This is a genomic window from Escherichia sp. E2562 (assembly GCF_005781075.1).
Lineage (GTDB): Bacteria > Pseudomonadota > Gammaproteobacteria > Enterobacterales > Enterobacteriaceae > Escherichia.
Window position 1 is genome coordinate 13,030 of sequence record NZ_VATM01000005.1, and the last position, 21,629, is coordinate 34,658.

Genomic DNA, 21,629 nt, shown 5'->3' on the forward strand with positions numbered 1-21,629 from the left:
GTGGGGCGCTGATTATAGACGTTACGGCTGCAATCTTCATCTGTTTGTATGGATATCGCTTCTCAGGTATTGTTCTTACCCGGTGCTATCGCCGTTTTTTCAGCAAGGTTTTATTTACATGTCACAGTCTACATCCGTGCTTCGTCGTAATGGATTTACTTTTAAACAGTTTTTTGTCGGCCACGAACGATGTGCGATGAAAGTGGGAACGGATGGAATTTTGCTTGGCGCATGGGCTCCGGTGGCAGGGGTAAAACGCTGCCTTGATATCGGCACTGGTAGCGGGTTGTTGGCACTGATGCTGGCGCAGCGAACCGATGACAGTGTGATGATTGATGCGGTCGAGCTTGAAAACGAAGCGGCTGCCCAGGCGCAGGAAAATATCGCCCAGTCCCCGTGGGCAGAGCGGATTAACGTCCATACAGCGGATATTCAGCAGTGGATCACACAGCAGACAGCACGCTTCGATTTAATTATCAGCAACCCGCCGTATTATCAGCAGGGAGTGGAGTGTGCGACACCTCAGCGGGAACAGGCACGCTATACCACCACGCTGGATCATCAATCCTTGCTGACCTGCGCGGCAGAGTGCATTACCGAAGAGGGATTTTTCTGCGTGGTACTGCCAGAGCAAATCGGTAATAGTTTTACGGAGCTGGCATTAAGCATGGGGTGGCATTTACGTTTGCGAACGGATGTGGCAGAAAACGAAGCGCGATTGCCGCATCGGGTGCTGCTGGCATTCTCCCCACTGGCGGGGGAGTGCTTTTGCGATCGCTTAGTGATTCGTGGGCCAGACCAGAACTATTCCGAAGCGTACACTGCGCTGACCCAGGCTTTTTATCTGTTTATGTAATGATTGACGGGGGAAAGGATCGATGGACCGGAATGCGTGAGCAGTTCCGGATAATCCAGCGTGAAATGCAACCCCCGACTCTCCTTACGCATCATTGCACAGCGAACAATCAACTCGGCAACCTGCACCAGATTACGCAGTTCCAGCAAATTATTTGATACGCGGAAGTGTGCGTAATATTCGTCTATTTCCTGTTGCAACATATTGATACGCCGCAGAGCGCGCTCAAGGCGTTTTGTTGTGCGCACAATACCTACGTAATCCCACATAAACAGGCGTAACTCATGCCAGTTATGTTGAATCACCACCAGTTCGTCGGGATTCTCAACACGGCTTTCATCCCACGGCGGTAACGTACTGACGCCATGCGCATAAGGCATACGTTTTGTAATATCTTCCGCTGCCGACCAGCCATAGACCAGACACTCCAGCAAGGAGTTAGAGGCCATGCGGTTAGCACCATGTAAGCCCGTATAACTCACTTCGCCAATGGCATACAGGCCATCAACGTCCGTACGTCCATGATCGTCAACCATTACGCCGCCGCAGGTATAGTGCGCAGCAGGCACAATCGGCACCGTTTCTTTCGTGAGGTCAATACCCAACCCCAGCAACTTTTCATAGATCATTGGGAAATGCTGGCGAATAAATTCAGCGGGCTTATGGCTGATATCAAGGAACATACAATCCGCGCCGAGGCGTTTCATCTCATGGTCAATGGCGCGGGCGACAATATCGCGCGGGGCTAGTTCGCCGCGATCATCAAAATCAGGCATAAAACGTGTGCCGTCCGGGCGTTTCAAATAAGCGCCTTCGCCGCGTAAGGCTTCCGTTAACAGGAAATTCCGTGCCTGTGGATGGTACAGCGCGGTAGGGTGAAACTGATTAAATTCGAGATTGGCGACCCGGCAACCCGCACGCCAGGCCATGGCAATACCATCACCAGAGGAAATATCCGGATTGGTGGTGTACTGATAAACCTTCGACGCGCCGCCAGTTGCCAGCACCACCGCTTTAGCATGGCAAGTTTCCACGGTTTCTTTATTACGGTTCCACACCCACGCGCCGACAACCCGTCGCGTTCCAGGCAGGCCAATTTTGTCAGAAACAATCAGATCAACCGCATTGCTGCGTTCCAGCACACGAATATTCGGATGGTTCTGCGCCTTGCTCACCAGCGTGGTTTCTACTTCTCTGCCGGTGGCGTCGGCAGCATGAAGAATGCGACGGTGACTATGCCCACCTTCACGGGTCAGATGATAGCTTTCTTCGCCATTCGGCTGAACGTGGGTATCAAACAACACTCCCTGATCGATTAGCCATTGCACGCAGGAACGCGCGTTGCTGGCGACAAATTCAACCGCATGGCGATCGCAAATGCCGGCACCAGCAATTAATGTGTCTTCCACATGCGAGTCTATGCTGTCAGTTTCATCAAACACGGCGGCGATTCCGCCCTGGGCATAAAATGTTGAGCCTTCCGTTACCGGGCCTTTGCTAAGAACGATGACCTGATGCTGGTCAGCCAGACGTAGTGCCAGTGAAAGCCCGGCTGCGCCGCTACCGATAATCAGCACATCACAAGAATGTTCAGGAAGAGTATTCATTTTGTTTGTTTAATTTACTAAACACGGCTTGGTCAGCATAGCATCACGTTGTGTAATTAAACACCTGCTATTTTAATATTTGTTACAATGGCTAAACAGGGAGATCCTGGACGGTGGAAAAGAGAGAAGTTGCTTGCTGGCGGAGGATTAGGTGGTGAAATAAAAAGGCCGTTGGGGTACTCTTCAGGCAGTTAAATGGGCATTTCTACACAGATAATGCAATGTTCAGATTCTGTAGACTTATAATGATAGATAATGATCCGTCTACAGCATGACAAACAAAAACAGATGCGTTACGGAACTTTACAAAAACGAGACACTCTAACGTTTTGCTTGCTCAAATTGCAGCTAATGGAGTGGCGTTTCGATAGCGCGTGGAAATTTGGTTTGGGGAGACTTTACCTCGGATGAGCGAGCAGTTAACGGACCAGGTCCTGGTTGAACGGGTCCAGAAGGGAGATCAGAAAGCTTTTAACTTACTGGTAGTGCGCTATCAGCATAAAGTGGCGAGTCTGGTTTCCCGCTATGTGCCGTCGGGTGATGTTCCCGATGTGGTACAAGAAGCTTTTATTAAAGCCTATCGTGCGCTGGATTCGTTCCGGGGAGATAGTGCTTTTTATACATGGCTGTATCGGATCGCTGTAAATACAGCGAAAAATTACCTGGTTGCTCAGGGGCGTCGTCCACCTTCCAGTGATGTGGATGCCATTGAAGCTGAAAACTTCGAAAGTGGTGGCGCGCTGAAAGAAATTTCGAACCCTGAGAACTTAATGTTGTCAGAAGAACTGAGACAGATAGTTTTCCGAACTATTGAGTCCCTCCCGGAAGATTTACGCATGGCAATAACCTTGCGGGAGCTGGATGGCCTGAGCTATGAAGAGATAGCCGCTATCATGGATTGTCCGGTAGGTACGGTGCGTTCACGTATCTTCCGAGCGAGGGAAGCTATTGATAACAAAGTTCAACCGCTTATCAGGCGTTGACGATAGCGGGATACTGGATAAGGGTATTAGGCATGCAGAAAGAACAACTTTCCGCTTTAATGGATGGCGAAACGCTGGATAGTGAGCTGCTTAACGAACTGGCTCACAACCCGGAAATGCAGAAAACCTGGGAAAGCTATCACTTAATCCGTGACTCTATGCGGGGTGATACTCCTGAGTTGCTTCATTTCGATATCTCATCGCGCGTGATGGCCGCCATTGAAGAAGAGCCAGTTCGTCAACCGACGATATTGATCCCAGAGGCCCAGCCTGCTCCGCATCAATGGCAGAAAATGCCATTCTGGCAGAAAGTACGTCCATGGGCGGCACAGCTTACCCAAATGGGCGTAGCGGCATGTGTATCGCTTGCAGTTATCGTTGGCGTCCAGCACTATAATGGACAATCTGAAACGTCCCAGCAGCCCGAAACACCGGTATTCAATACTCTGCCGATGATGGGTAAAGCCAGCCCGGTAAGTCTGGGAGTACCTTCTGAAGCGACCGCAAACAATGGTCAACAGCAGCAGGTACAGGAGCAGCGTCGTCGCATTAATGCCATGTTGCAGGATTACGAACTGCAACGTCGACTCCACTCCGAACAGCTTCAGTTTGAGCAGGCACAAACACAGCAAGCCGCTGTACAGGTGCCAGGAATTCAAACTTTAGGAACGCAATCGCAGTAATGAAGCAACTTTGGTTTGCCATGTCATTAGTGACAGGTAGCCTGTTATTCTCTGCTAACGCCTCGGCCACTCCCGCGTCCGGGGCGTTATTACAGCAGATGAACCTGGCTAGCCAGTCACTGAATTACGAGCTGTCATTCATCAGCATCAATAAACAAGGTGTTGAGTCTCTGCGTTATCGACATGCACGCCTCGATAACCGTCCGCTTGCTCAATTGTTGCAAATGGATGGCCCGCGCCGGGAAGTGGTACAGCGCGGCAATGAAATCAGCTACTTTGAGCCGGGCCTTGAACCGTTTACTCTTAATGGCGATTACATTGTTGATTCTCTGCCATCGCTCATTTATACCGATTTCAAACGCCTTTCTCCTTACTACGACTTTATCTCCGTGGGACGCACGCGTATTGCTGATCGTCTTTGCGAAGTCATTCGCGTAGTCGCCCGTGATGGTACACGCTACAGCTACATTGTGTGGATGGACACCGAATCGAAATTACCGATGCGGGTTGATCTCCTTGATCGCGATGGTGAAACGCTGGAACAATTTCGCGTGATTGCGTTTAACGTCAATCAGGATATCAGCAGCAGTATGCAGACGCTGGCGAAGGCAAATTTGCCGCCGTTGCTTTCTGTTCCTGTAGGTGAAAAAGCCAAATTCAACTGGACTCCAACCTGGTTGCCGCAGGGGTTTAGCGAAGTCTCCAGTAGCCGACGCCCGTTGCCCACGATGGACAATATGCCCATCGAATCACGTCTCTATTCCGACGGCTTGTTCAGCTTCTCGGTAAACGTTAACCGCGCGACGCCATCGAGCACCGATCAGATGTTGCGTACCGGACGCCGAACAGTCAGCACCAGCATACGTGACAACGCGGAAATCACTATTGTTGGTGAACTACCGCCGCAAACGGCGAAACGCATTGCCGAGAACATTAAGTTCGGGGCAGCGCAATGATCAAAGAGTGGGCTACCGTCGTCTCCTGGCAAAACGGGCAGGCGCTGGTCAGTTGTGATGTCAAAGCCTCATGCAGCAGCTGCGCTTCCCGCGCTGGCTGCGGCAGTCGCGTGTTGAATAAACTTGGTCCGCAAACCACACATACCATCGTCGTACCCTGTGATGAACCGTTAGTGCCGGGGCAAAAAGTCGAATTAGGAATCGCTGAAGGTAGCCTGCTTAGTTCCGCATTACTGGTTTATATGTCGCCACTGTTGGGATTATTCCTTGTTGCTTCGTTATTTCAGCTACTCTTTGCTTCAGACATCGCGGCGTTATGCGGCGCAATTCTTGGTGGCGTTGGTGGATTCCTGATTGCGCGCGGCTTCTCGCGAAAGTTTGCTGCCCGGGCTGAATGGCAACCGATCATTTTAAGCGTGGCATTGCCGCCAGGCCTTGTGCGGTTTGAAACATCTTCGGAAGACGCGAGCCAGTGATTTCACTGGCTTTGTTGCATTTTGCATAACAAATGCGAGGACGTTTCCAGATACCACAATCCATACGGTATGAACATTTCCTCGCCTCAATGTTGTAGTGTAGAATGCGGCCTTTCTATTAATACAGACGTTAAGCTCAGAACAGCGACTTCTAAAAGCCTGGTTAACCGGGCGTTAAGGCACAATAATCATACTTTATGAAGAATATACGTAACTTTTCGATCATAGCTCACATTGACCACGGTAAATCGACGCTGTCTGACCGTATTATCCAGATCTGCGGTGGCCTGTCTGACCGTGAAATGGAGGCGCAGGTTCTCGATTCCATGGATCTTGAGCGTGAGCGTGGCATTACCATCAAAGCGCAAAGCGTGACGCTGGACTACAAAGCGTCTGACGGTGAAACCTATCAGCTTAACTTTATCGACACCCCGGGCCACGTAGACTTCTCCTATGAAGTTTCCCGTTCGCTGGCTGCCTGTGAAGGTGCATTGCTGGTGGTCGACGCCGGGCAGGGCGTAGAAGCGCAAACACTGGCGAACTGCTACACCGCGATGGAGATGGATCTCGAAGTGGTGCCGGTACTGAACAAGATTGACTTACCGGCAGCCGATCCTGAACGCGTGGCGGAAGAAATTGAAGATATTGTTGGTATCGACGCCACCGATGCGGTGCGCTGTTCAGCGAAAACCGGCGTGGGCGTGCAGGACGTTCTCGAACGTCTGGTGCGCGACATTCCGCCGCCGGAAGGCGATCCAGAAGGTCCGTTACAGGCGCTGATTATCGACTCCTGGTTCGATAACTACCTGGGCGTGGTTTCACTTATCCGTATTAAAAACGGCACCTTGCGTAAGGGCGACAAAGTGAAAGTTATGAGCACCGGGCAGACCTATAACGCCGACCGCCTGGGGATCTTCACGCCGAAACAGGTTGATCGTACTGAACTGAAATGCGGCGAAGTAGGCTGGCTGGTGTGTGCGATCAAAGACATCCACGGTGCACCGGTAGGCGATACCTTAACGCTGGCGCGTAATCCGGCAGAAAAAGCGTTGCCTGGGTTTAAGAAAGTTAAACCGCAGGTATATGCCGGTCTGTTCCCGGTAAGTTCCGACGACTATGAAGCCTTCCGTGACGCGTTGGGCAAACTCAGCCTGAACGACGCTTCACTGTTCTATGAGCCAGAAAGCTCAACGGCGCTGGGCTTTGGTTTCCGCTGCGGCTTCCTCGGCCTGTTGCACATGGAGATCATTCAGGAACGTCTGGAACGTGAATACGATCTTGACCTGATTACCACAGCACCGACAGTAGTGTATGAAGTTGAAACTACGGCAAAAGAAGTTATCTACGTCGACAGCCCATCCAAGCTGCCAGCGGTAAATAACATCTACGAACTGCGCGAGCCGATTGCAGAGTGTCACATGCTGCTGCCGCAAGCGTATCTCGGCAACGTCATTACCTTGTGCGTTGAAAAACGCGGTGTACAGACCAACATGGTCTATCACGGAAACCAGGTAGCGCTGACGTACGAGATCCCGATGGCGGAAGTGGTGCTTGATTTCTTCGACCGACTGAAATCAACCTCGCGTGGCTATGCGTCTTTGGATTACAACTTCAAACGCTTCCAGGCTTCTGACATGGTGCGTGTTGACGTCTTAATCAACGGTGAACGTGTTGATGCGTTGGCATTGATCACCCACCGTGATAATTCGCAAAACCGTGGCCGCGAGCTGGTGGAGAAGATGAAAGATCTGATCCCACGCCAGCAGTTTGATATCGCTATTCAGGCAGCGATTGGAACGCACATCATTGCGCGTTCTACCGTGAAGCAGCTGCGTAAAAACGTACTGGCTAAATGCTATGGTGGTGATATCAGCCGTAAGAAAAAGCTGCTGCAGAAACAGAAAGAAGGTAAGAAACGTATGAAGCAGATCGGTAACGTTGAGCTGCCGCAGGAAGCGTTCCTTGCCATTCTGCACGTCGGCAAAGACAACAAATAACCCTTAGGAGTTGGCATGGCGAATATGTTTGCCCTGATTCTGGTGATTGCCACACTGGTGACGGGCATTTTATGGTGCGTGGATAAATTCTTTTTCGCACCTAAACGACGGGAACGTCAGGCAGCGGCGCAAGCGGCTGCCGGGGATTCACTGGATAAAGCAACACTGAAAAAGGTTGCGCCGAAGCCAGGTTGGCTGGAAACCGGGGCTTCTGTATTTCCGGTGCTGGCTATCGTATTGATTGTGCGTTCATTTATTTATGAACCGTTCCAGATCCCGTCAGGTTCGATGATGCCGACTCTGTTAATCGGTGACTTCATTCTGGTAGAGAAATTTGCTTACGGCATTAAAGATCCTATTTACCAGAAAACATTGATCGAAACCGGTCATCCGAAACGTGGCGATATCGTGGTCTTCAAATACCCGGAAGATCCGAAGCTTGATTACATCAAGCGAGCGGTAGGTTTACCGGGCGATAAGGTCACTTATGATCCGGTCGCGAAAGAAGTGACCATTCAACCTGGATGCAGTTCTGGTCAAGCGTGTGAAAACGCGCTGCCGGTAACTTATTCCAACGTTGAACCGAGCGATTTCGTACAGACCTTCTCGCGTCGTAACGGCGGGGAAGCGACCAGTGGCTTCTTTGAAGTGCCGAAAAACGAAACCAAAGAAAATGGTATTCGTCTTTCCGAACGTAAAGAGACGTTGGGCGATGTAACGCATCGTATCCTGACTGTGCCAATCGCCCAGGATCAGGTAGGGATGTATTACCAGCAACCAGGACAACAACTGGCAACCTGGATTGTCCCGCCGGGTCAATACTTCATGATGGGTGACAACCGCGATAACAGCGCGGACAGCCGTTACTGGGGCTTTGTGCCGGAAGCGAATCTGGTAGGTCGGGCAACGGCTATCTGGATGAGTTTCGATAAGCAAGAAGGTGAATGGCCGACAGGTGTGCGCTTAAGTCGCATTGGCGGCATCCATTAATTGCTGCTTCTCGTTCACGTTGTCGTCATTCTGGCGGCAACGTGAATTATTTATGAGATAAATCTCCCCAGGCTAACGACATCCCTTATCGTTGTGTATAGAATATTCCCCCGAAGTTTAAGGTTGGCGCCTTCTGGTTGCCACGGCACACGAAACAGCGTTGGTTTCCATATATGGCGTAATGAATCCGCGACAAAGCGGTTAACAGAGCCTATGTGTATCAGGTCTGTTTCGTGTGCTGAATTGTTGACGCATTTATTTATTGGTATCGCATGAACCCCATCGTAATTAATCGGCTTCAACGGAAGCTGGGCTACACTTTTAATCATCAGGAACTGCTGCAGCAGGCATTAACTCACCGCAGCGCCAGCAGCAAACATAACGAGCGTTTAGAATTTTTAGGCGACTCAATCTTGAGCTACGTTATCGCCAATGCGCTGTATCACCGTTTCCCGCGTGTGGATGAAGGCGATATGAGCCGCATGCGTGCTACGTTGGTCCGTGGCAATACGCTGGCAGAACTGGCACGCGAATTTGAGTTAGGCGAGTGCTTGCGTTTAGGGCCGGGTGAACTTAAAAGCGGTGGATTTCGTCGCGAGTCAATTCTCGCCGACACCGTCGAAGCATTAATTGGCGGCGTATTCCTCGACAGTGATATTCAAACTGTCGAGAAGTTAATCCTTAACTGGTATCAAACCCGTCTGGACGAAATTAGCCCAGGCGATAAACAAAAAGATCCGAAAACGCGCTTGCAAGAATATTTGCAGGGTCGCCATCTGCCGCTGCCGACTTATCTGGTAGTTCAGGTACGTGGCGAAGCGCACGATCAGGAATTTACTATCCACTGCCAGGTCAGCGGCCTGAGTGAACCGGTGGTTGGCACAGGTTCAAGCCGTCGTAAGGCTGAGCAGGCTGCCGCCGAACAGGCGTTGAAAAAACTGGAGCTGGAATGAGCATCGATAAAAGTTACTGCGGATTTATTGCCATCGTCGGACGTCCGAACGTTGGCAAATCCACGCTGCTGAACAAACTGTTGGGGCAGAAAATCTCCATCACTTCCCGCAAAGCGCAGACAACTCGTCACCGCATTGTGGGGATCCATACTGAAGGCGCGTATCAGGCGATCTACGTCGATACCCCGGGCCTGCATATGGAAGAGAAGCGTGCTATTAACCGCCTGATGAACAAAGCGGCGAGCAGCTCCATTGGCGACGTTGAGCTGGTGATTTTTGTCGTTGAAGGCACCCGTTGGACGCCGGACGATGAAATGGTGCTCAACAAGCTGCGTGATGGCAAAGCGCCGGTGATCCTCGCGGTGAACAAAGTGGACAACGTGCAGGAGAAAGCCGATCTGCTGCCGCACCTGCAGTTCCTTGCAAGCCAGATGAATTTCCTCGATATCGTGCCAATCTCCGCCGAAACCGGACTTAACGTTGACACTATCGCGGCAATCGTGCGCAAACACCTGCCGGAAGCGACGCATCACTTCCCGGAAGATTACATCACCGACCGCTCACAGCGGTTTATGGCCTCTGAAATCATCCGTGAAAAACTGATGCGTTTCCTCGGCGCAGAACTGCCGTACTCCGTGACCGTGGAGATCGAACGTTTTGTCACCAATGAACGTGGTGGTTACGACATCAACGGTTTGATTCTCGTTGAGCGTGAAGGGCAGAAAAAGATGGTCATTGGCAACAAAGGGGCCAAGATTAAAACCATCGGTATTGAAGCGCGTAAAGACATGCAGGAAATGTTCGAAGCGCCTGTCCATCTTGAACTGTGGGTAAAAGTGAAATCCGGCTGGGCCGACGACGAACGCGCACTGCGTAGTCTCGGTTACGTTGACGATCTTTAATTAGCATACTCTATGACTTTCGAGGTGCAGGAAGGCGGCAAGACCGTGAATCCCTGGGAGCTTACTAAAGTAAGTGACCAGGGTGAACGGGTGCTGCCAGGGCACCTGCAACTTGAAAGGCGACGAGTATGATGGAAGGCTGGCAGCGCGCATTCGTATTGCATAGTCGCCCGTGGAGCGAAACCAGCCTGATGCTGGACGTCTTCACGGAGGAATCGGGCCGCGTGCGTCTGGTTGCCAAAGGCGCACGCTCTAAACGCTCTACCCTGAAAGGTGCATTACAGCCTTTCACGCCTCTCTTGCTTCGCTTCGGTGGGCGCGGTGAAGTCAAAACACTGCGCAGTGCTGAAGCTGTCTCATTGGCGCTGCCATTAAGCGGTATCACGCTTTACAGCGGTCTGTACATCAACGAGCTTCTCTCCCGCGTGCTGGAATACGAGACGCGCTTCTCGGAACTCTTTTTCGATTACTTACACTGCATCCAGTCTCTGGCTGGGGCTACTGGCACACCGGAACCCGCGTTGCGCCGCTTTGAGCTGGCATTGCTCGGGCATCTGGGTTATGGCGTCAATTTTACCCATTGTGCAGGTAGCGGCGAACCGGTGGATGACACCATGACGTATCGTTATCGCGAAGAAAAAGGGTTTATCGCAAGCGTCGTTATCGACAATAAAACCTTCACCGGGAGGCAGTTGAAAGCGTTACACACGCGGGAATTTCCTGACGCAGACACATTGCGTGCCGCGAAACGCTTTACCCGCATGGCGCTTAAGCCGTATCTTGGCGGTAAACCTTTAAAGAGCAGGGAACTGTTCCGGCAGTTTATACCTAAGCGAACAGTGCAAACACATAATGACTGATGAGGATTGTCATGGCTGAATTACTGTTGGGCGTCAACATTGACCATATCGCAACGCTGCGTAATGCACGTGGTACTGCTTACCCCGATCCGGTGCAGGCCGCGTTTATTGCCGAGCAGGCTGGCGCGGATGGCATTACCGTGCATTTGCGTGAAGATCGTCGCCACATTACTGACCGCGACGTGCGCATCCTGCGTCAGACGCTGGATACCCGCATGAATCTGGAAATGGCGGTGACCGAAGAGATGCTGGCGATTGCCATTGAGACGAAGCCTCATTTTTGCTGCCTGGTACCGGAAAAGCGCCAGGAAGTGACAACTGAAGGTGGCCTGGACGTCGCAGGTCAGCGTGACAAAATGCGCGATGCCTGTAAACGTCTGGCGGATGCCGGGATTCAGGTTTCTCTGTTTATTGACGCAGATGAAGAGCAGATCAAAGCTGCAGCAGAGGTAGGCGCCCCGTTTATCGAGATCCATACTGGTTGTTATGCCGATGCCAAAACTGACGCTGAACAGGCGCAAGAGCTGGCGCGCATTGCTAAAGCCGCGACCTTTGCTGCAAGTCTCGGTCTGAAAGTTAACGCCGGCCACGGTCTGACCTATCACAACGTGAAAGCCATTGCCGCCATTCCTGAGATGCATGAACTGAATATCGGCCATGCCATTATTGGTCGTGCAGTGATGACCGGACTGAAAGATGCGGTGGCAGAAATGAAGCGCCTGATGCTGGAAGCGCGTGGCTAATGGCAATATTAGGTTTAGGCACGGATATCGTGGAGATCGCTCGCATTGAAGCGGTGCTCGCCCGATCCGGTGAGCGCCTTGCTCGCCGCGTATTAAGCGATAACGAATGGGAAATCTGGAAAACGCACCAACAGCCAGTGCGTTTTCTGGCGAAGCGTTTTGCTGTGAAAGAAGCGGCGGCAAAAGCGTTTGGAACCGGGATCCGCAATGGTCTGGCGTTTAATCAGTTTGAAGTGTTCAACGATGAGCTTGGTAAGCCACGGTTGCGACTGTGGGGCGAGGCATTAAAACTGGCGGAAAAGCTGGGCGTCGCACATATGCATGTGACGCTGGCAGATGAACGTCATTATGCTTGCGCCACGGTAATTATTGAAAGTTAAAATAATACCGTTCTCTTTATAAAGTAAAACCCCCGAACTGGTAAGGAACGGGGGTTTTACTTTATAACTTTAATTTTGTACAGCATGCACCCTCAACAACAGCGATTATGGATCAGGGGGGTTATCTTTTACAAGCAACTTGCAATCTTTATCATAAAAACTCGAGCCTTTACGAAGAAAGCGATATTGATGGAAATATTAACGTGACCGCAAATTCGTAAGTACATTAAAATTGGTTTCGTTATTGGCGATTTTGCTGTGCTTTACACCATGCCACTGAATTCCCCCATTGAAACGAGTGGTGTCGTCAAAGCTCTGGTGTGGAGTGCAGCATGCATCCTCAATAACTCGCACGTTCAGTTTTGGGGAGATGTAAGGGCTAATCTGAACGGCTGCATTCCTTGTTTAAGGAAAAACGAATGGCTGATTGTCGATACCTATTTAAACGGGTCATTAAAGTCATCATTGCTGTTTTACAGCTGATCCTTCTGTTCTTATAACACAAGGAAACGTACTTAAGGCGCGTCAGGTTAACCAGCCAGGCGCGCCTTTAATAATTATAAATAAATGTCTGCGCAGATATTATATGAATTCATTTGATAAATGATTATGCTGTTGTCATCATTTTAATAAATATAATAGCGTTAAGCTTTTTCCTATAAATAATTAATATTCTACTTTAGGAGCAGAATATTAAATTTTATCTGCGTGATGCATTAGCACAAATTTATCCCACAACTGCTCTTCTGTCTCGACATGCGCCGGATCTTTCACAATAGTATTAGGGATCGGGCACACCTTCTGGCAGGTTGGCGTCTCGTAGTGACCTACGCATTCGGTACACTTATCGCTGTTAATCTCGTAGATATGTTCACCCATTGAAATCGCCTCATTCGGGCATTCAGGTTCACACATATCACAATTGATGCATTTTTTAGTGATTAACAGCGCCATAAGGAAACTCTCAAAACAACACAAACCGGGCGGGCATTATACGCGCATTCTTTGCTCAAACCAGTTTTTTCACCAGTGCCTCGCTGTGGCGAATGCGCTCAGGGGCCAGTTCCAGGTCTTGCTGAATTAGCGCAATGAACAGCAAATCTGTAAGCATTCCCTGAGCGTGACAAGCGGAGATCGATGCACTATTCGTCGCCTGTTCTTCGGCAATAGTATACAGGCAGTGGGACGCTCGTTGTTGCAAAGCATTCGGCGTGAAACCGGTAATTGCCAGCACCTTTCCACCCACGCGCAGCATCTCATCTGCCGCGAGATTTAACTCACGTCGTACACCAGTGTAAGAGATGGCTAATAACAGGTCGTCCGGTGAAGATGCCTGTACAGTAGCGAGCAACGCATGCATATCGCGTTCTGCGGCAGCATTGAAACCAATCTTCATCAGTTTCCAGGCAAAGTTTTGCGCTACCAGACCCGAAGCACCAATGCCAGTTAAAATAATCCGCCTCGCAGAACGCAGCATCACCACGCATTCATGCAATTTCTCTTCACTGTTAACGTTCAGCGTCGCATACATGGCAGCCGTGTTTTCTTTTATGAGTTTTTCACCCACCAGTCGCAGCGGATCATCACCGCGAATTTGGTTATGAATGGGGACAGAAGGGGATTCCGGCTGGCTCGCCAGAGCTTCGCTTAACGCCAGTTTTAAGGCTGGAAAACCTTTATAGCCGAGTTTTTGTGCGAATTTCACCACGCTGGATTGACTGACCCCAGCTTCGTTGGCCAATTGCTGCGAACTTAAATGGCGCGCCGTATCAGGTTGTAGCAGGAGATAGTCCGCCAGTTTTTTATCACTCTGGGCAAGCTGCTGGTAACGCTGACGAATACGAAGTAAGCCGTTCATATCTTTCCTCGCGATGAAATAATGGCGACAACAGGCAATATGAGACACAAGCGAGTGAATATTATATTCCATAGCTTGTAAGATCTATGAATTAAAAATTCCATTCAGCATTATACGGTAGATTGTTGCCGGAAAAGTGATGATCTATCTGTTAGGCTATGTAGTAGCGATGATTAATCAGGATGTTTCAGTCCAGAGGAGTATGGTTTGGCAACTCACGAGCGTCGTGTGGTGTTTTTTGACTTAGATGGAACATTGCATCAACAGGATATGTTCGGTAGTTTTCTGCGCTACTTACTGCGTCGCCAACCGCTGAATACACTGCTTGTCCTGCCGCTATTGCCGGTTATTGCCATGGCATTATTGATAAAAGGCCGTGCTGCGCGCTGGCCGATGAGTCTGCTATTGTGGGGATGCACTTTTGGTCACAGCGAAGCGCGTTTACAGGCATTACAAGCCGATTTTGTACACTGGTTTCGCGACAATGTTACTGCCTTTCCGCTGGTGCAAGAGCGCCTGACCACCTACTTGCTCAGTTCCGATGCTGATATCTGGTTGATTACCGGTTCTCCACAGCCGCTGGTTGAGGCGGTCTATTTCGATACGCCCTGGTTACCGCGGGTGAATCTTATCGCCAGCCAAATTCAGCGTGGTTATGGCGGCTGGGTATTGACAATGCGTTGCCTCGGGCATGAGAAGGTCGCGCAACTAGAACGCAAAATCGGCACGCCACTGCGGTTGTACAGTGGTTACAGCGACAGTAATCAGGACAACCCGCTGCTTTATTTCTGCCAGCATCGTTGGCGAGTAACCCCGCGCGGTGAACTCCAGCAACTGGAATAGAGTAAAGCATAGCGTCCGTGTATAATGCGCCGCGCTTTTATAACCGGAGTTTTCTTTTTGTCTGAAGTCGAATTTAGTCACGAATACTGGATGCGCCATGCCATGACGCTGGCAAAGCGTGCCTGGGACGAGCGGGAAGTACCGGTCGGCGCGGTATTGGTGCATAACAACCGGGTAATCGGCGAGGGCTGGAATCGTCCGATTGGTCGGCATGATCCTACCGCGCACGCTGAAATCATGGCCCTGCGTCAGGGCGGTCTGGTGATGCAAAATTATCGCCTGATCGACGCCACATTATATGTCACGCTGGAGCCGTGTGTGATGTGCGCCGGAGCGATGATTCACAGCCGGATTGGTCGTGTAGTTTTTGGTGCACGAGATGCGAAAACGGGGGCTGCCGGATCATTAATGGATGTGTTGCACCATCCGGGCATGAATCACCGGGTGGAAATCACGGAAGGGATATTGGCGGAAGAGTGTGCAGCGCTGCTCAGCGACTTCTTTCGCATGCGCCGTCAGGAAATCAAAGCGCAGAAAAAAGCGCAATCTTCTGCGGATTAATTTTTCTTCTTTTCACTTCCCTTCCTGGAAAACAGCAGCGAAGGGGAGTGTGTCAGATAGTTAGATGACGACTGTGAAAGAAACGAGAGAAAAGGAAATTTCCCTTTACTCAATTCTGTTGGCGACACTGCCGGATAATCCTGAGCCAGCTGCATCGCCGCTTCTGTTGCCTGCTTTTCTTTCTCTTGCAGATACCCCACCAGACTAATCTGATACTTACGGATATTCTCGACATAGGCGTAAGCTTCATGTCCCCGCGCATAACCGTAAGTCAGCTTGCTGTAATAGGGTTTCTGGCTAAGTAAAGGCAGACGTTGTTTAACATCGGTCCAACTGTCTGGATTACCTTTGGTTTTTGCCGTCAGGGCGCGAGCATCCAGCATATGCGCATAACCCATATTGTAAGCGGCGAGCGCAAACCAAATCCGTTCATTTTCTGGCACGCTTTCCGGCACTTTACTCATCATATCCTGCAAATAACGCGCGCCGCCGCTGATGCTTTGTTCAGCATCGGTACGATCGGTAATGCCCAGGCTTTGCGCGGTATTTTTGGTCAACATCATCATGCCGCGCACACCGGTCGGCGAGGTGGCCTGCGCGTCCCAATGTGATTCCTGGTAAGCAATAGCCGCCAGTAAACGCCAGTCAATTTCCTCGGCGTATTTCTCAAACAAAGGTTTTAATTGTGGCAGCACCGCATCGACGGCGCGTAAAAATGTGCGCGTATCGACATAATCAAAATCATCGCCATGCCCCAGGTATTTCTCTTCAATGCGTGCCAGCGTGCCGTCCTCATTCATTTTGTTGAAGAAGTCGAGCAGAGCTGCGGAAAGGGTATTATCGTCATCTAACTGGCTAAACCAGGTCACTGGTTGTTCATCGGTGATATCGAGTGCCACGGCGAGTTCCGGGTGAACTCGCTGGAACAGGCTGATGGCGACAGAATCAGCAATGGTGTAATCCAGCTTACCTCCGATGACATCTTCCAGTAATTCCGCTGAGCCTTTTTTGTCGTCCACCTTCCAGCTTAAATCCGGGAATTTAGTTTCTTTCAGTCTTTGTAGATCGTTAACGACGACGTGTCCTGGTGCGATGGAGAGCTGTTCCGCCGTCAAATTGCCCAGCGTGCGTGGGCGATATTGACCCACTTTGTAAACCAGTTGTTGTGATACGGAATAATAGGTAGGACCAGGCTGATAGTTTTTTACCCGCTCACTGTTATAAACCAGACCTGCTGCCAGCAGGTCGGCGTTGCCGTTGTCGAGATCGTCAAACAACTGGCTGATATTCTGCCGTACGGTCACTTTCAGTTTCACGCCGAGGTAGTCGGCAAATTGTTTGGCCAACTCATAATCCAGCCCGGAAGATTTACCGTTAATCTCATTCCATGTGAGGGGAGTATGAATGGTGCTCACGCGCAATTCTCCCCGCGCTTGAATGGCGGCGATACGGTTGTCGGCTTTACCAAACCAAGGAATAGATGGCCAGAGAGCTACCGCGAGAAGCAGTGCCAGAATGCCAATGAACAGATAATTAATCTTTAATTTTTTCAATTAGTTAATTCTCTGTGTCGTTCGTGTCCTGGCTTGAAAAAACGATATGCTAAACAAAGGTATAATCATCAATGAGCGGCATTTTGCGTAAACCTGTGCCAGTTGGCAACTTATTACAACCATTGGCGGCACGCGTTGCTAATTCACGATGGTGATTTTATTTCCACGCAAACGGTTTCGTCAGCGCAGCAGATTCTTTATAATGACGCCCGTTTCCCCCCCTTGGGTACACCGAAAGCTTAGAAGACGAGAGACTTATGATGGAAATTCTGCGTGGTTCGCCTGCACTGTCGGCATTCCGAATCAATAAACTGCTGGCGCGTTTTCAGGCTGCCAGGCTCCCGGTTCACAACATTTACGCCGAGTATGTCCATTTTGCTGACCTCAATGCGCCGTTAAACGAAGAAGCGCACGCGCAACTTGAACGCCTGTTGAAATATGGTCCGGCACTCGCCAGCCATGCCCCGGAAGGCAAATTACTGCTGGTGACCCCGCGCCCAGGCACCATCTCTCCCTGGTCTTCAAAAGCGACCGATATCGCCCATAACTGCGGGCTGCAACAGGTAAACCGCCTTGAGCGCGGCGTGGCTTACTATGTAGAAGCCGCTACGCTGACCAATGAACAGTGGCAGCAGGTTACCGCTGAACTACACGACCGTATGATGGAAACGGTCTTTTTTGCTTTAGATGATGCAGAGCAGCTGTTTGCGCATCATCAACCGACTCCAGTCACCAGCGTTGATTTACTGGGGCAGGGCCGTCAGGCGCTGATCGACGCTAACCTGCGTCTCGGCCTGGCACTGGCGGACGATGAAATTGACTATCTGCAGGATGCTTTCACAAAGCTTGGTCGTAATCCGAACGACATCGAGCTGTATATGTTCGCCCAGGCGAACTCTGAGCACTGCCGCCACAAAATTTTTAACGCCGACTGGATTATCGACGGTGAACAGCAGCCGAAATCGCTGTTTAAGATGATCAAAAACACCTTCGAAACCACGCCGGATCACGTTCTCTCAGCTTATAAAGATAACGCCGCGGTGATGGAAGGTTCTGAAGTTGGCCGCTACTTTGCCGACCACGAAACGGGCCGCTACGATTTCCATCAGGAACCGGCGCACATCCTGATGAAAGTCGAAACTCACAACCACCCGACGGCGATTTCTCCGTGGCCGGGCGCGGCGACGGGGTCTGGCGGTGAAATCCGTGATGAAGGCGCCACCGGACGCGGCGCGAAGCCGAAAGCCGGTCTGGTCGGTTTCTCCGTTTCCAACCTGCGTATTCCTGGCTTTGAACAGCCGTGGGAAGAAGATTTCGGTAAGCCTGAGCGCATTGTCACCGCGCTGGATATCATGACCGAAGGTCCGCTGGGCGGCGCGGCATTTAACAACGAATTTGGTCGTCCGGCACTGAACGGCTACTTCCGTACTTATGAAGAAAAAGTGAACAGCCACAACGGCGAAGAGCTGCGCGGTTATCACAAACCGATCATGCTGGCGGGCGGGATCGGCAACATTCGCGCCGATCACGTACAAAAAGGCGAGATCAACGTTGGTGCGAAGCTGGTCGTTCTCGGCGGTCCGGCAATGAACATTGGTCTTGGCGGCGGTGCGGCGTCTTCTATGGCGTCTGGTCAATCTGATGCCGACCTCGACTTTGCTTCTGTTCAGCGCGACAACCCGGAAATGGAACGTCGTTGCCAGGAAGTGATCGACCGTTGCTGGCAGCTTGGTGATGCCAACCCAATCCTGTTTATCCACGACGTTGGCGCAGGCGGTCTTTCTAACGCGATGCCGGAACTGGTAAGCGACGGCGGGCGCGGCGGTAAATTTGAACTGCGCGACATCCTGAGCGACGAACCGGGCATGAGCCCGCTGGAAATCTGGTGTAACGAATCCCAGGAACGTTACGTGCTGGCGGTTGCTGCCGATCAGTTACCGCTGTTTGACGAACTGTGTAAGCGTGAACGCGCGCCCTACGCGGTGATTGGTGAAGCGACCGAAGAACTGCATCTCTCCCTACACGATCGTCATTTTGATAATCAGCCGATCGATCTGCCGCTGGACGTACTGCTTGGTAAAACACCGAAGATGACCCGCGATGTGCAAACGCTGAAAGCGAAAGGCGACGCGCTGGTCCGTGAAGGGATCACCATTGCTGACGCGGTGAAACGTGTGCTGCATCTGCCGACCGTGGCGGAGAAAACCTTCCTTGTGACCATTGGCGACCGTAGCGTAACCGGCATGGTGGCGCGCGATCAGATGGTTGGCCCGTGGCAGGTGCCGGTCGCTAACTGTGCGGTCACTACTGCCAGCCTCGACAGCTACTACGGTGAAGCGATGGCAATTGGCGAACGTGCGCCAGTTGCGCTGCTGGATTTCGCCGCTTCTGCCCGTCTGGCGGTCGGTGAAGCGTTAACTAACATCGCCGCAACACAAATTGGCGATATCAAACGCATTAAACTTTCCGCCAACTGGATGGCGGCGGCAGGCCACCCTGGTGAAGATGCGGGCCTGTATGAAGCTGTTAAAGCGGTGGGCGAAGAGCTTTGTCCGGCGCTGGGCCTGACGATCCCGGTGGGTAAAGATTCAATGTCGATGAAAACCCGCTGGCAGGAAGGTAACGAAGAGCGTGAAATGACGTCGCCGCTGTCGCTGGTTATTTCTGCATTTGCCCGCGTGGAAGATGTGCGTCACACCATCACGCCGCAGCTTTCTACCGAAGATAACGCACTGTTGCTGATTGATCTGGGCCTTGGCAATAATGCGCTGGGCGCAACGGCGCTGGCGCAGGTTTATCGTCAGCTTGGCGACAAACCGGCTGATGTGCGCGACGTCGCACAACTGAAAGGCTTCTATGACGCGATTCAGGCGTTGGTTGCACAGCGTAAGCTGCTCGCGTACCACGACCGCTCTGATGGTGGTCTGTTGGTGACGCTGGCGGAAATGGCATTTGCCGGTCATTGCAGCATTGAAGCGGATATCGCCTCTCTGGGCGACGATCACCTGGCGGCGCTGTTTAACGAAGAGCTGGGTGCGGTGATTCAGGTTCGTGCCGCTGACCGTGAAGCGGTTGAAGCGGTACTGGCACAGCATGGCCTTGCTGAGTGCGTCCATTATGTTGGCCAGGCGGTTTCCGGTGACCGTTTTGTGATTACCGCCAACGGGCAGGCTGTATTCAGCGAAAGCCGTACTACGTTGCGTGTCTGGTGGGCAGAAACCACCTGGCAGATGCAGCGCCTGCGTGACAACCCGGAGTGCGCCGATCAGGAACATCAGGCGAAATCCAACGACGCTGATCCGGGCCTGAATGTGAAACTGTCGTTCGATATTAACGAAGATGTAGCAGCTCCGTTTATCGCTACTGGCGCGCGCCCGAAAGTTGCCGTACTGCGTGAGCAAGGCGTGAACTCGCATGTTGAAATGGCGGCAGCTTTCCATCGTGCGGGCTTCGATGCTATCGACGTGCATATGAGCGATCTGCTGGCTGGACGCACTGGTCTGGAGGATTTCCATGCCCTGGTCGCGTGCGGTGGTTTCTCCTACGGTGATGTGCTGGGTGCCGGTGAAGGTTGGGCGAAGTCTATTCTGTTCAACAACCGTGTACGCGATGAGTTTGCAACCTTCTTCCATCGTCCGCAAACGCTGGCGCTGGGGGTATGTAACGGTTGCCAGATGATGTCTAATCTGCGTGAGCTGATCCCAGGTAGCGAGCTGTGGCCTCGTTTCGTGCGTAACACCTCCGATCGCTTTGAAGCGCGTTTCAGCCTGGTTGAAGTGACCCAAAGCCCGTCTCTGCTGTTGCAGGGGATGGTGGGCTCGCAGATGCCGATTGCTGTGTCTCACGGTGAAGGGCGCGTTGAAGTACGCGACGCGGCGCATCTGGCGGCACTGCAAAGCAAAGGGCTGGTTGCGTTGCGCTATGTCGATAATTTCGGCAAAGTCACCGAAACCTACCCGGCTAACCCGAACGGTTCCCCGAACGGTATTACGGCGGTCACTACCGAAAGCGGTCGTGTCACCATTATGATGCCGCACCCGGAACGTGTTTTCCGTACTGTCAGCAACTCCTGGCATCCGGAAAACTGGGGCGAGGATGGCCCATGGATGCGTATTTTCCGTAATGCGCGTAAGCAGCTGGGGTAAGGCTGCGGAAATTCCACGCAACCCATTGTTTTGTAGGTCGGATAAGGCTTTCACGCCGCATCCGGCATTACACACAACCACTTCGCCAACAATTATAAGCTCCCAACTCCGGGAGCTTTTTTTGTGTCTGTAAATCACGACAATGGGTGGTTTGCCGTGTCGCTTATAGGTGACATATAACTTATTGATTTAATTTAAAACGAATAATTTAAGCTTTGGGCGTCTCTTTTAAGCGACACACTGGCTGATTTATAGCCAACCAGTGGAACAGCCATTAATCCAT

At 51.4% G+C, this 21,629-nt stretch carries 21 protein-coding genes; 17 read left to right on the forward strand and 4 right to left on the reverse strand.

Going from position 1 to position 21,629, the window contains the following annotated elements:
* Positions 1–118: 118 nt before the first annotated feature.
* Complete coding sequence (gene trmN / locus FEK43_RS09025) at positions 119–856, forward strand: tRNA(1)(Val) (adenine(37)-N(6))-methyltransferase TrmN (protein ID WP_033549546.1); 738 nt, start codon at positions 119–121, stop codon at positions 854–856.
* On the opposite strand, the gene nadB is transcribed toward trmN, so the two are convergent.
* Positions 841–2,463: an L-aspartate oxidase gene (nadB, locus tag FEK43_RS09030; RefSeq protein ID WP_138158510.1), complete on the reverse strand. Its 1,623-nt coding sequence runs from the start codon at positions 2,461–2,463 to the stop codon at positions 841–843. The genes trmN and nadB overlap by 16 nt on opposite strands.
* A gap of 255 nt (positions 2,464–2,718) precedes the next feature.
* Between nadB and rseD the strand changes: the two genes are divergently transcribed.
* The 13 genes from rseD to FEK43_RS09095 all read left to right on the forward strand — a co-directional run bounded on the left by rseD (position 2,719) and on the right by FEK43_RS09095 (position 12,886).
* Positions 2,719–2,874: a rpoE leader peptide RseD gene (gene rseD / locus FEK43_RS09035; RefSeq protein WP_064526141.1), complete on the forward strand. Its 156-nt coding sequence runs from the start codon at positions 2,719–2,721 to the stop codon at positions 2,872–2,874.
* Positions 2,871–3,446, forward strand: a complete 576-nt coding sequence (rpoE, locus tag FEK43_RS09040; protein WP_001295364.1) for an RNA polymerase sigma factor RpoE — start codon at positions 2,871–2,873, stop codon at positions 3,444–3,446. Before rseD ends, rpoE begins: the two co-directional genes overlap by 4 nt.
* A 32-nt stretch (positions 3,447–3,478) precedes the next feature.
* Positions 3,479–4,129 (forward strand): anti-sigma-E factor RseA, encoded by a 651-nt coding sequence (gene rseA / locus FEK43_RS09045; protein ID WP_130260422.1) that lies wholly within the window; start codon positions 3,479–3,481, stop codon positions 4,127–4,129.
* Positions 4,129–5,085, forward strand: coding sequence for a sigma-E factor regulatory protein RseB (gene rseB / locus FEK43_RS09050; RefSeq protein WP_064526144.1), 957 nt, complete (start codon positions 4,129–4,131; stop codon positions 5,083–5,085). The genes rseA and rseB overlap by 1 nt, the downstream gene beginning before the upstream one ends.
* Positions 5,082–5,561 (forward strand): SoxR-reducing system protein RseC, encoded by a 480-nt coding sequence (gene rseC, locus FEK43_RS09055; protein WP_131162553.1) that lies wholly within the window; start codon positions 5,082–5,084, stop codon positions 5,559–5,561. Before rseB ends, rseC begins: the two co-directional genes overlap by 4 nt.
* Before the next feature lie 197 nt (positions 5,562–5,758).
* Positions 5,759–7,558, forward strand: a complete 1,800-nt coding sequence (lepA, locus tag FEK43_RS09060; RefSeq protein WP_000790173.1) for a translation elongation factor 4 — start codon at positions 5,759–5,761, stop codon at positions 7,556–7,558.
* 15 nt (positions 7,559–7,573) lie between these two features.
* Positions 7,574–8,548: a signal peptidase I gene (gene lepB, locus FEK43_RS09065; RefSeq protein ID WP_000002532.1), complete on the forward strand. Its 975-nt coding sequence runs from the start codon at positions 7,574–7,576 to the stop codon at positions 8,546–8,548.
* Between the two features lie 272 nt (positions 8,549–8,820).
* Positions 8,821–9,501 (forward strand): ribonuclease III, encoded by a 681-nt coding sequence (rnc, locus tag FEK43_RS09070; protein ID WP_001068343.1) that lies wholly within the window; start codon positions 8,821–8,823, stop codon positions 9,499–9,501.
* Positions 9,498–10,403, forward strand: a complete 906-nt coding sequence (era, locus tag FEK43_RS09075; RefSeq protein WP_000020738.1) for a GTPase Era — start codon at positions 9,498–9,500, stop codon at positions 10,401–10,403. The genes rnc and era overlap by 4 nt, the downstream gene beginning before the upstream one ends.
* Positions 10,404–10,534: 131 nt before the next feature.
* The gene (recO, locus tag FEK43_RS09080; RefSeq protein ID WP_130207598.1) at positions 10,535–11,263 is read left to right on the forward strand and encodes a DNA repair protein RecO; all 729 of its coding nucleotides are present in this window, start codon (positions 10,535–10,537) and stop codon (positions 11,261–11,263) included.
* Positions 11,264–11,274: 11 nt separating this feature from the next.
* Positions 11,275–12,006, forward strand: coding sequence for a pyridoxine 5'-phosphate synthase (gene pdxJ, locus FEK43_RS09085; protein ID WP_130207554.1), 732 nt, complete (start codon positions 11,275–11,277; stop codon positions 12,004–12,006).
* Entirely contained in the window at positions 12,006–12,386 is a 381-nt protein-coding gene (acpS, locus tag FEK43_RS09090) for a holo-ACP synthase (protein ID WP_130207552.1), read from the forward strand. Before pdxJ ends, acpS begins: the two co-directional genes overlap by 1 nt.
* A 419-nt stretch (positions 12,387–12,805) precedes the next feature.
* Positions 12,806–12,886, forward strand: coding sequence for a small toxic protein shoB (locus FEK43_RS09095; protein ID WP_130207596.1), 81 nt, complete (start codon positions 12,806–12,808; stop codon positions 12,884–12,886).
* A 193-nt stretch (positions 12,887–13,079) separates the two neighbouring features.
* Here the strand turns inward: FEK43_RS09095 and yfhL are convergent, their stop codons facing one another.
* Together yfhL and FEK43_RS09105 are read right to left on the reverse strand one after the other, a co-directional pair.
* Positions 13,080–13,340: a 4Fe-4S dicluster ferredoxin YfhL gene (yfhL, locus tag FEK43_RS09100; protein WP_001196294.1), complete on the reverse strand. Its 261-nt coding sequence runs from the start codon at positions 13,338–13,340 to the stop codon at positions 13,080–13,082.
* A 55-nt stretch (positions 13,341–13,395) separates the two neighbouring features.
* Positions 13,396–14,244: a MurR/RpiR family transcriptional regulator gene (locus FEK43_RS09105; RefSeq protein ID WP_130207550.1), complete on the reverse strand. Its 849-nt coding sequence runs from the start codon at positions 14,242–14,244 to the stop codon at positions 13,396–13,398.
* 207 nt (positions 14,245–14,451) lie between these two features.
* Between FEK43_RS09105 and yfhb the strand changes: the two genes are divergently transcribed.
* Entirely contained in the window at positions 14,452–15,087 is a 636-nt protein-coding gene (gene yfhb / locus FEK43_RS09110; protein ID WP_130222054.1) for a phosphatidylglycerophosphatase C, read from the forward strand.
* Between the two features lie 57 nt (positions 15,088–15,144).
* Positions 15,145–15,648, forward strand: coding sequence for a tRNA adenosine(34) deaminase TadA (gene tadA, locus FEK43_RS09115; RefSeq protein WP_064526984.1), 504 nt, complete (start codon positions 15,145–15,147; stop codon positions 15,646–15,648).
* Here tadA and mltF read toward each other — a convergent pair.
* Positions 15,645–17,201: a membrane-bound lytic murein transglycosylase MltF gene (gene mltF / locus FEK43_RS09120; protein WP_135407574.1), complete on the reverse strand. Its 1,557-nt coding sequence runs from the start codon at positions 17,199–17,201 to the stop codon at positions 15,645–15,647. The two genes, tadA and mltF, sit on opposite strands and share 4 nt — an antisense overlap.
* Before the next feature lie 257 nt (positions 17,202–17,458).
* Between mltF and purL the strand changes: the two genes are divergently transcribed.
* Positions 17,459–21,346 (forward strand): phosphoribosylformylglycinamidine synthase, encoded by a 3,888-nt coding sequence (gene purL / locus FEK43_RS09125; protein WP_135407572.1) that lies wholly within the window; start codon positions 17,459–17,461, stop codon positions 21,344–21,346.
* The last annotated feature ends 283 nt before the right edge of the window (positions 21,347–21,629 follow it).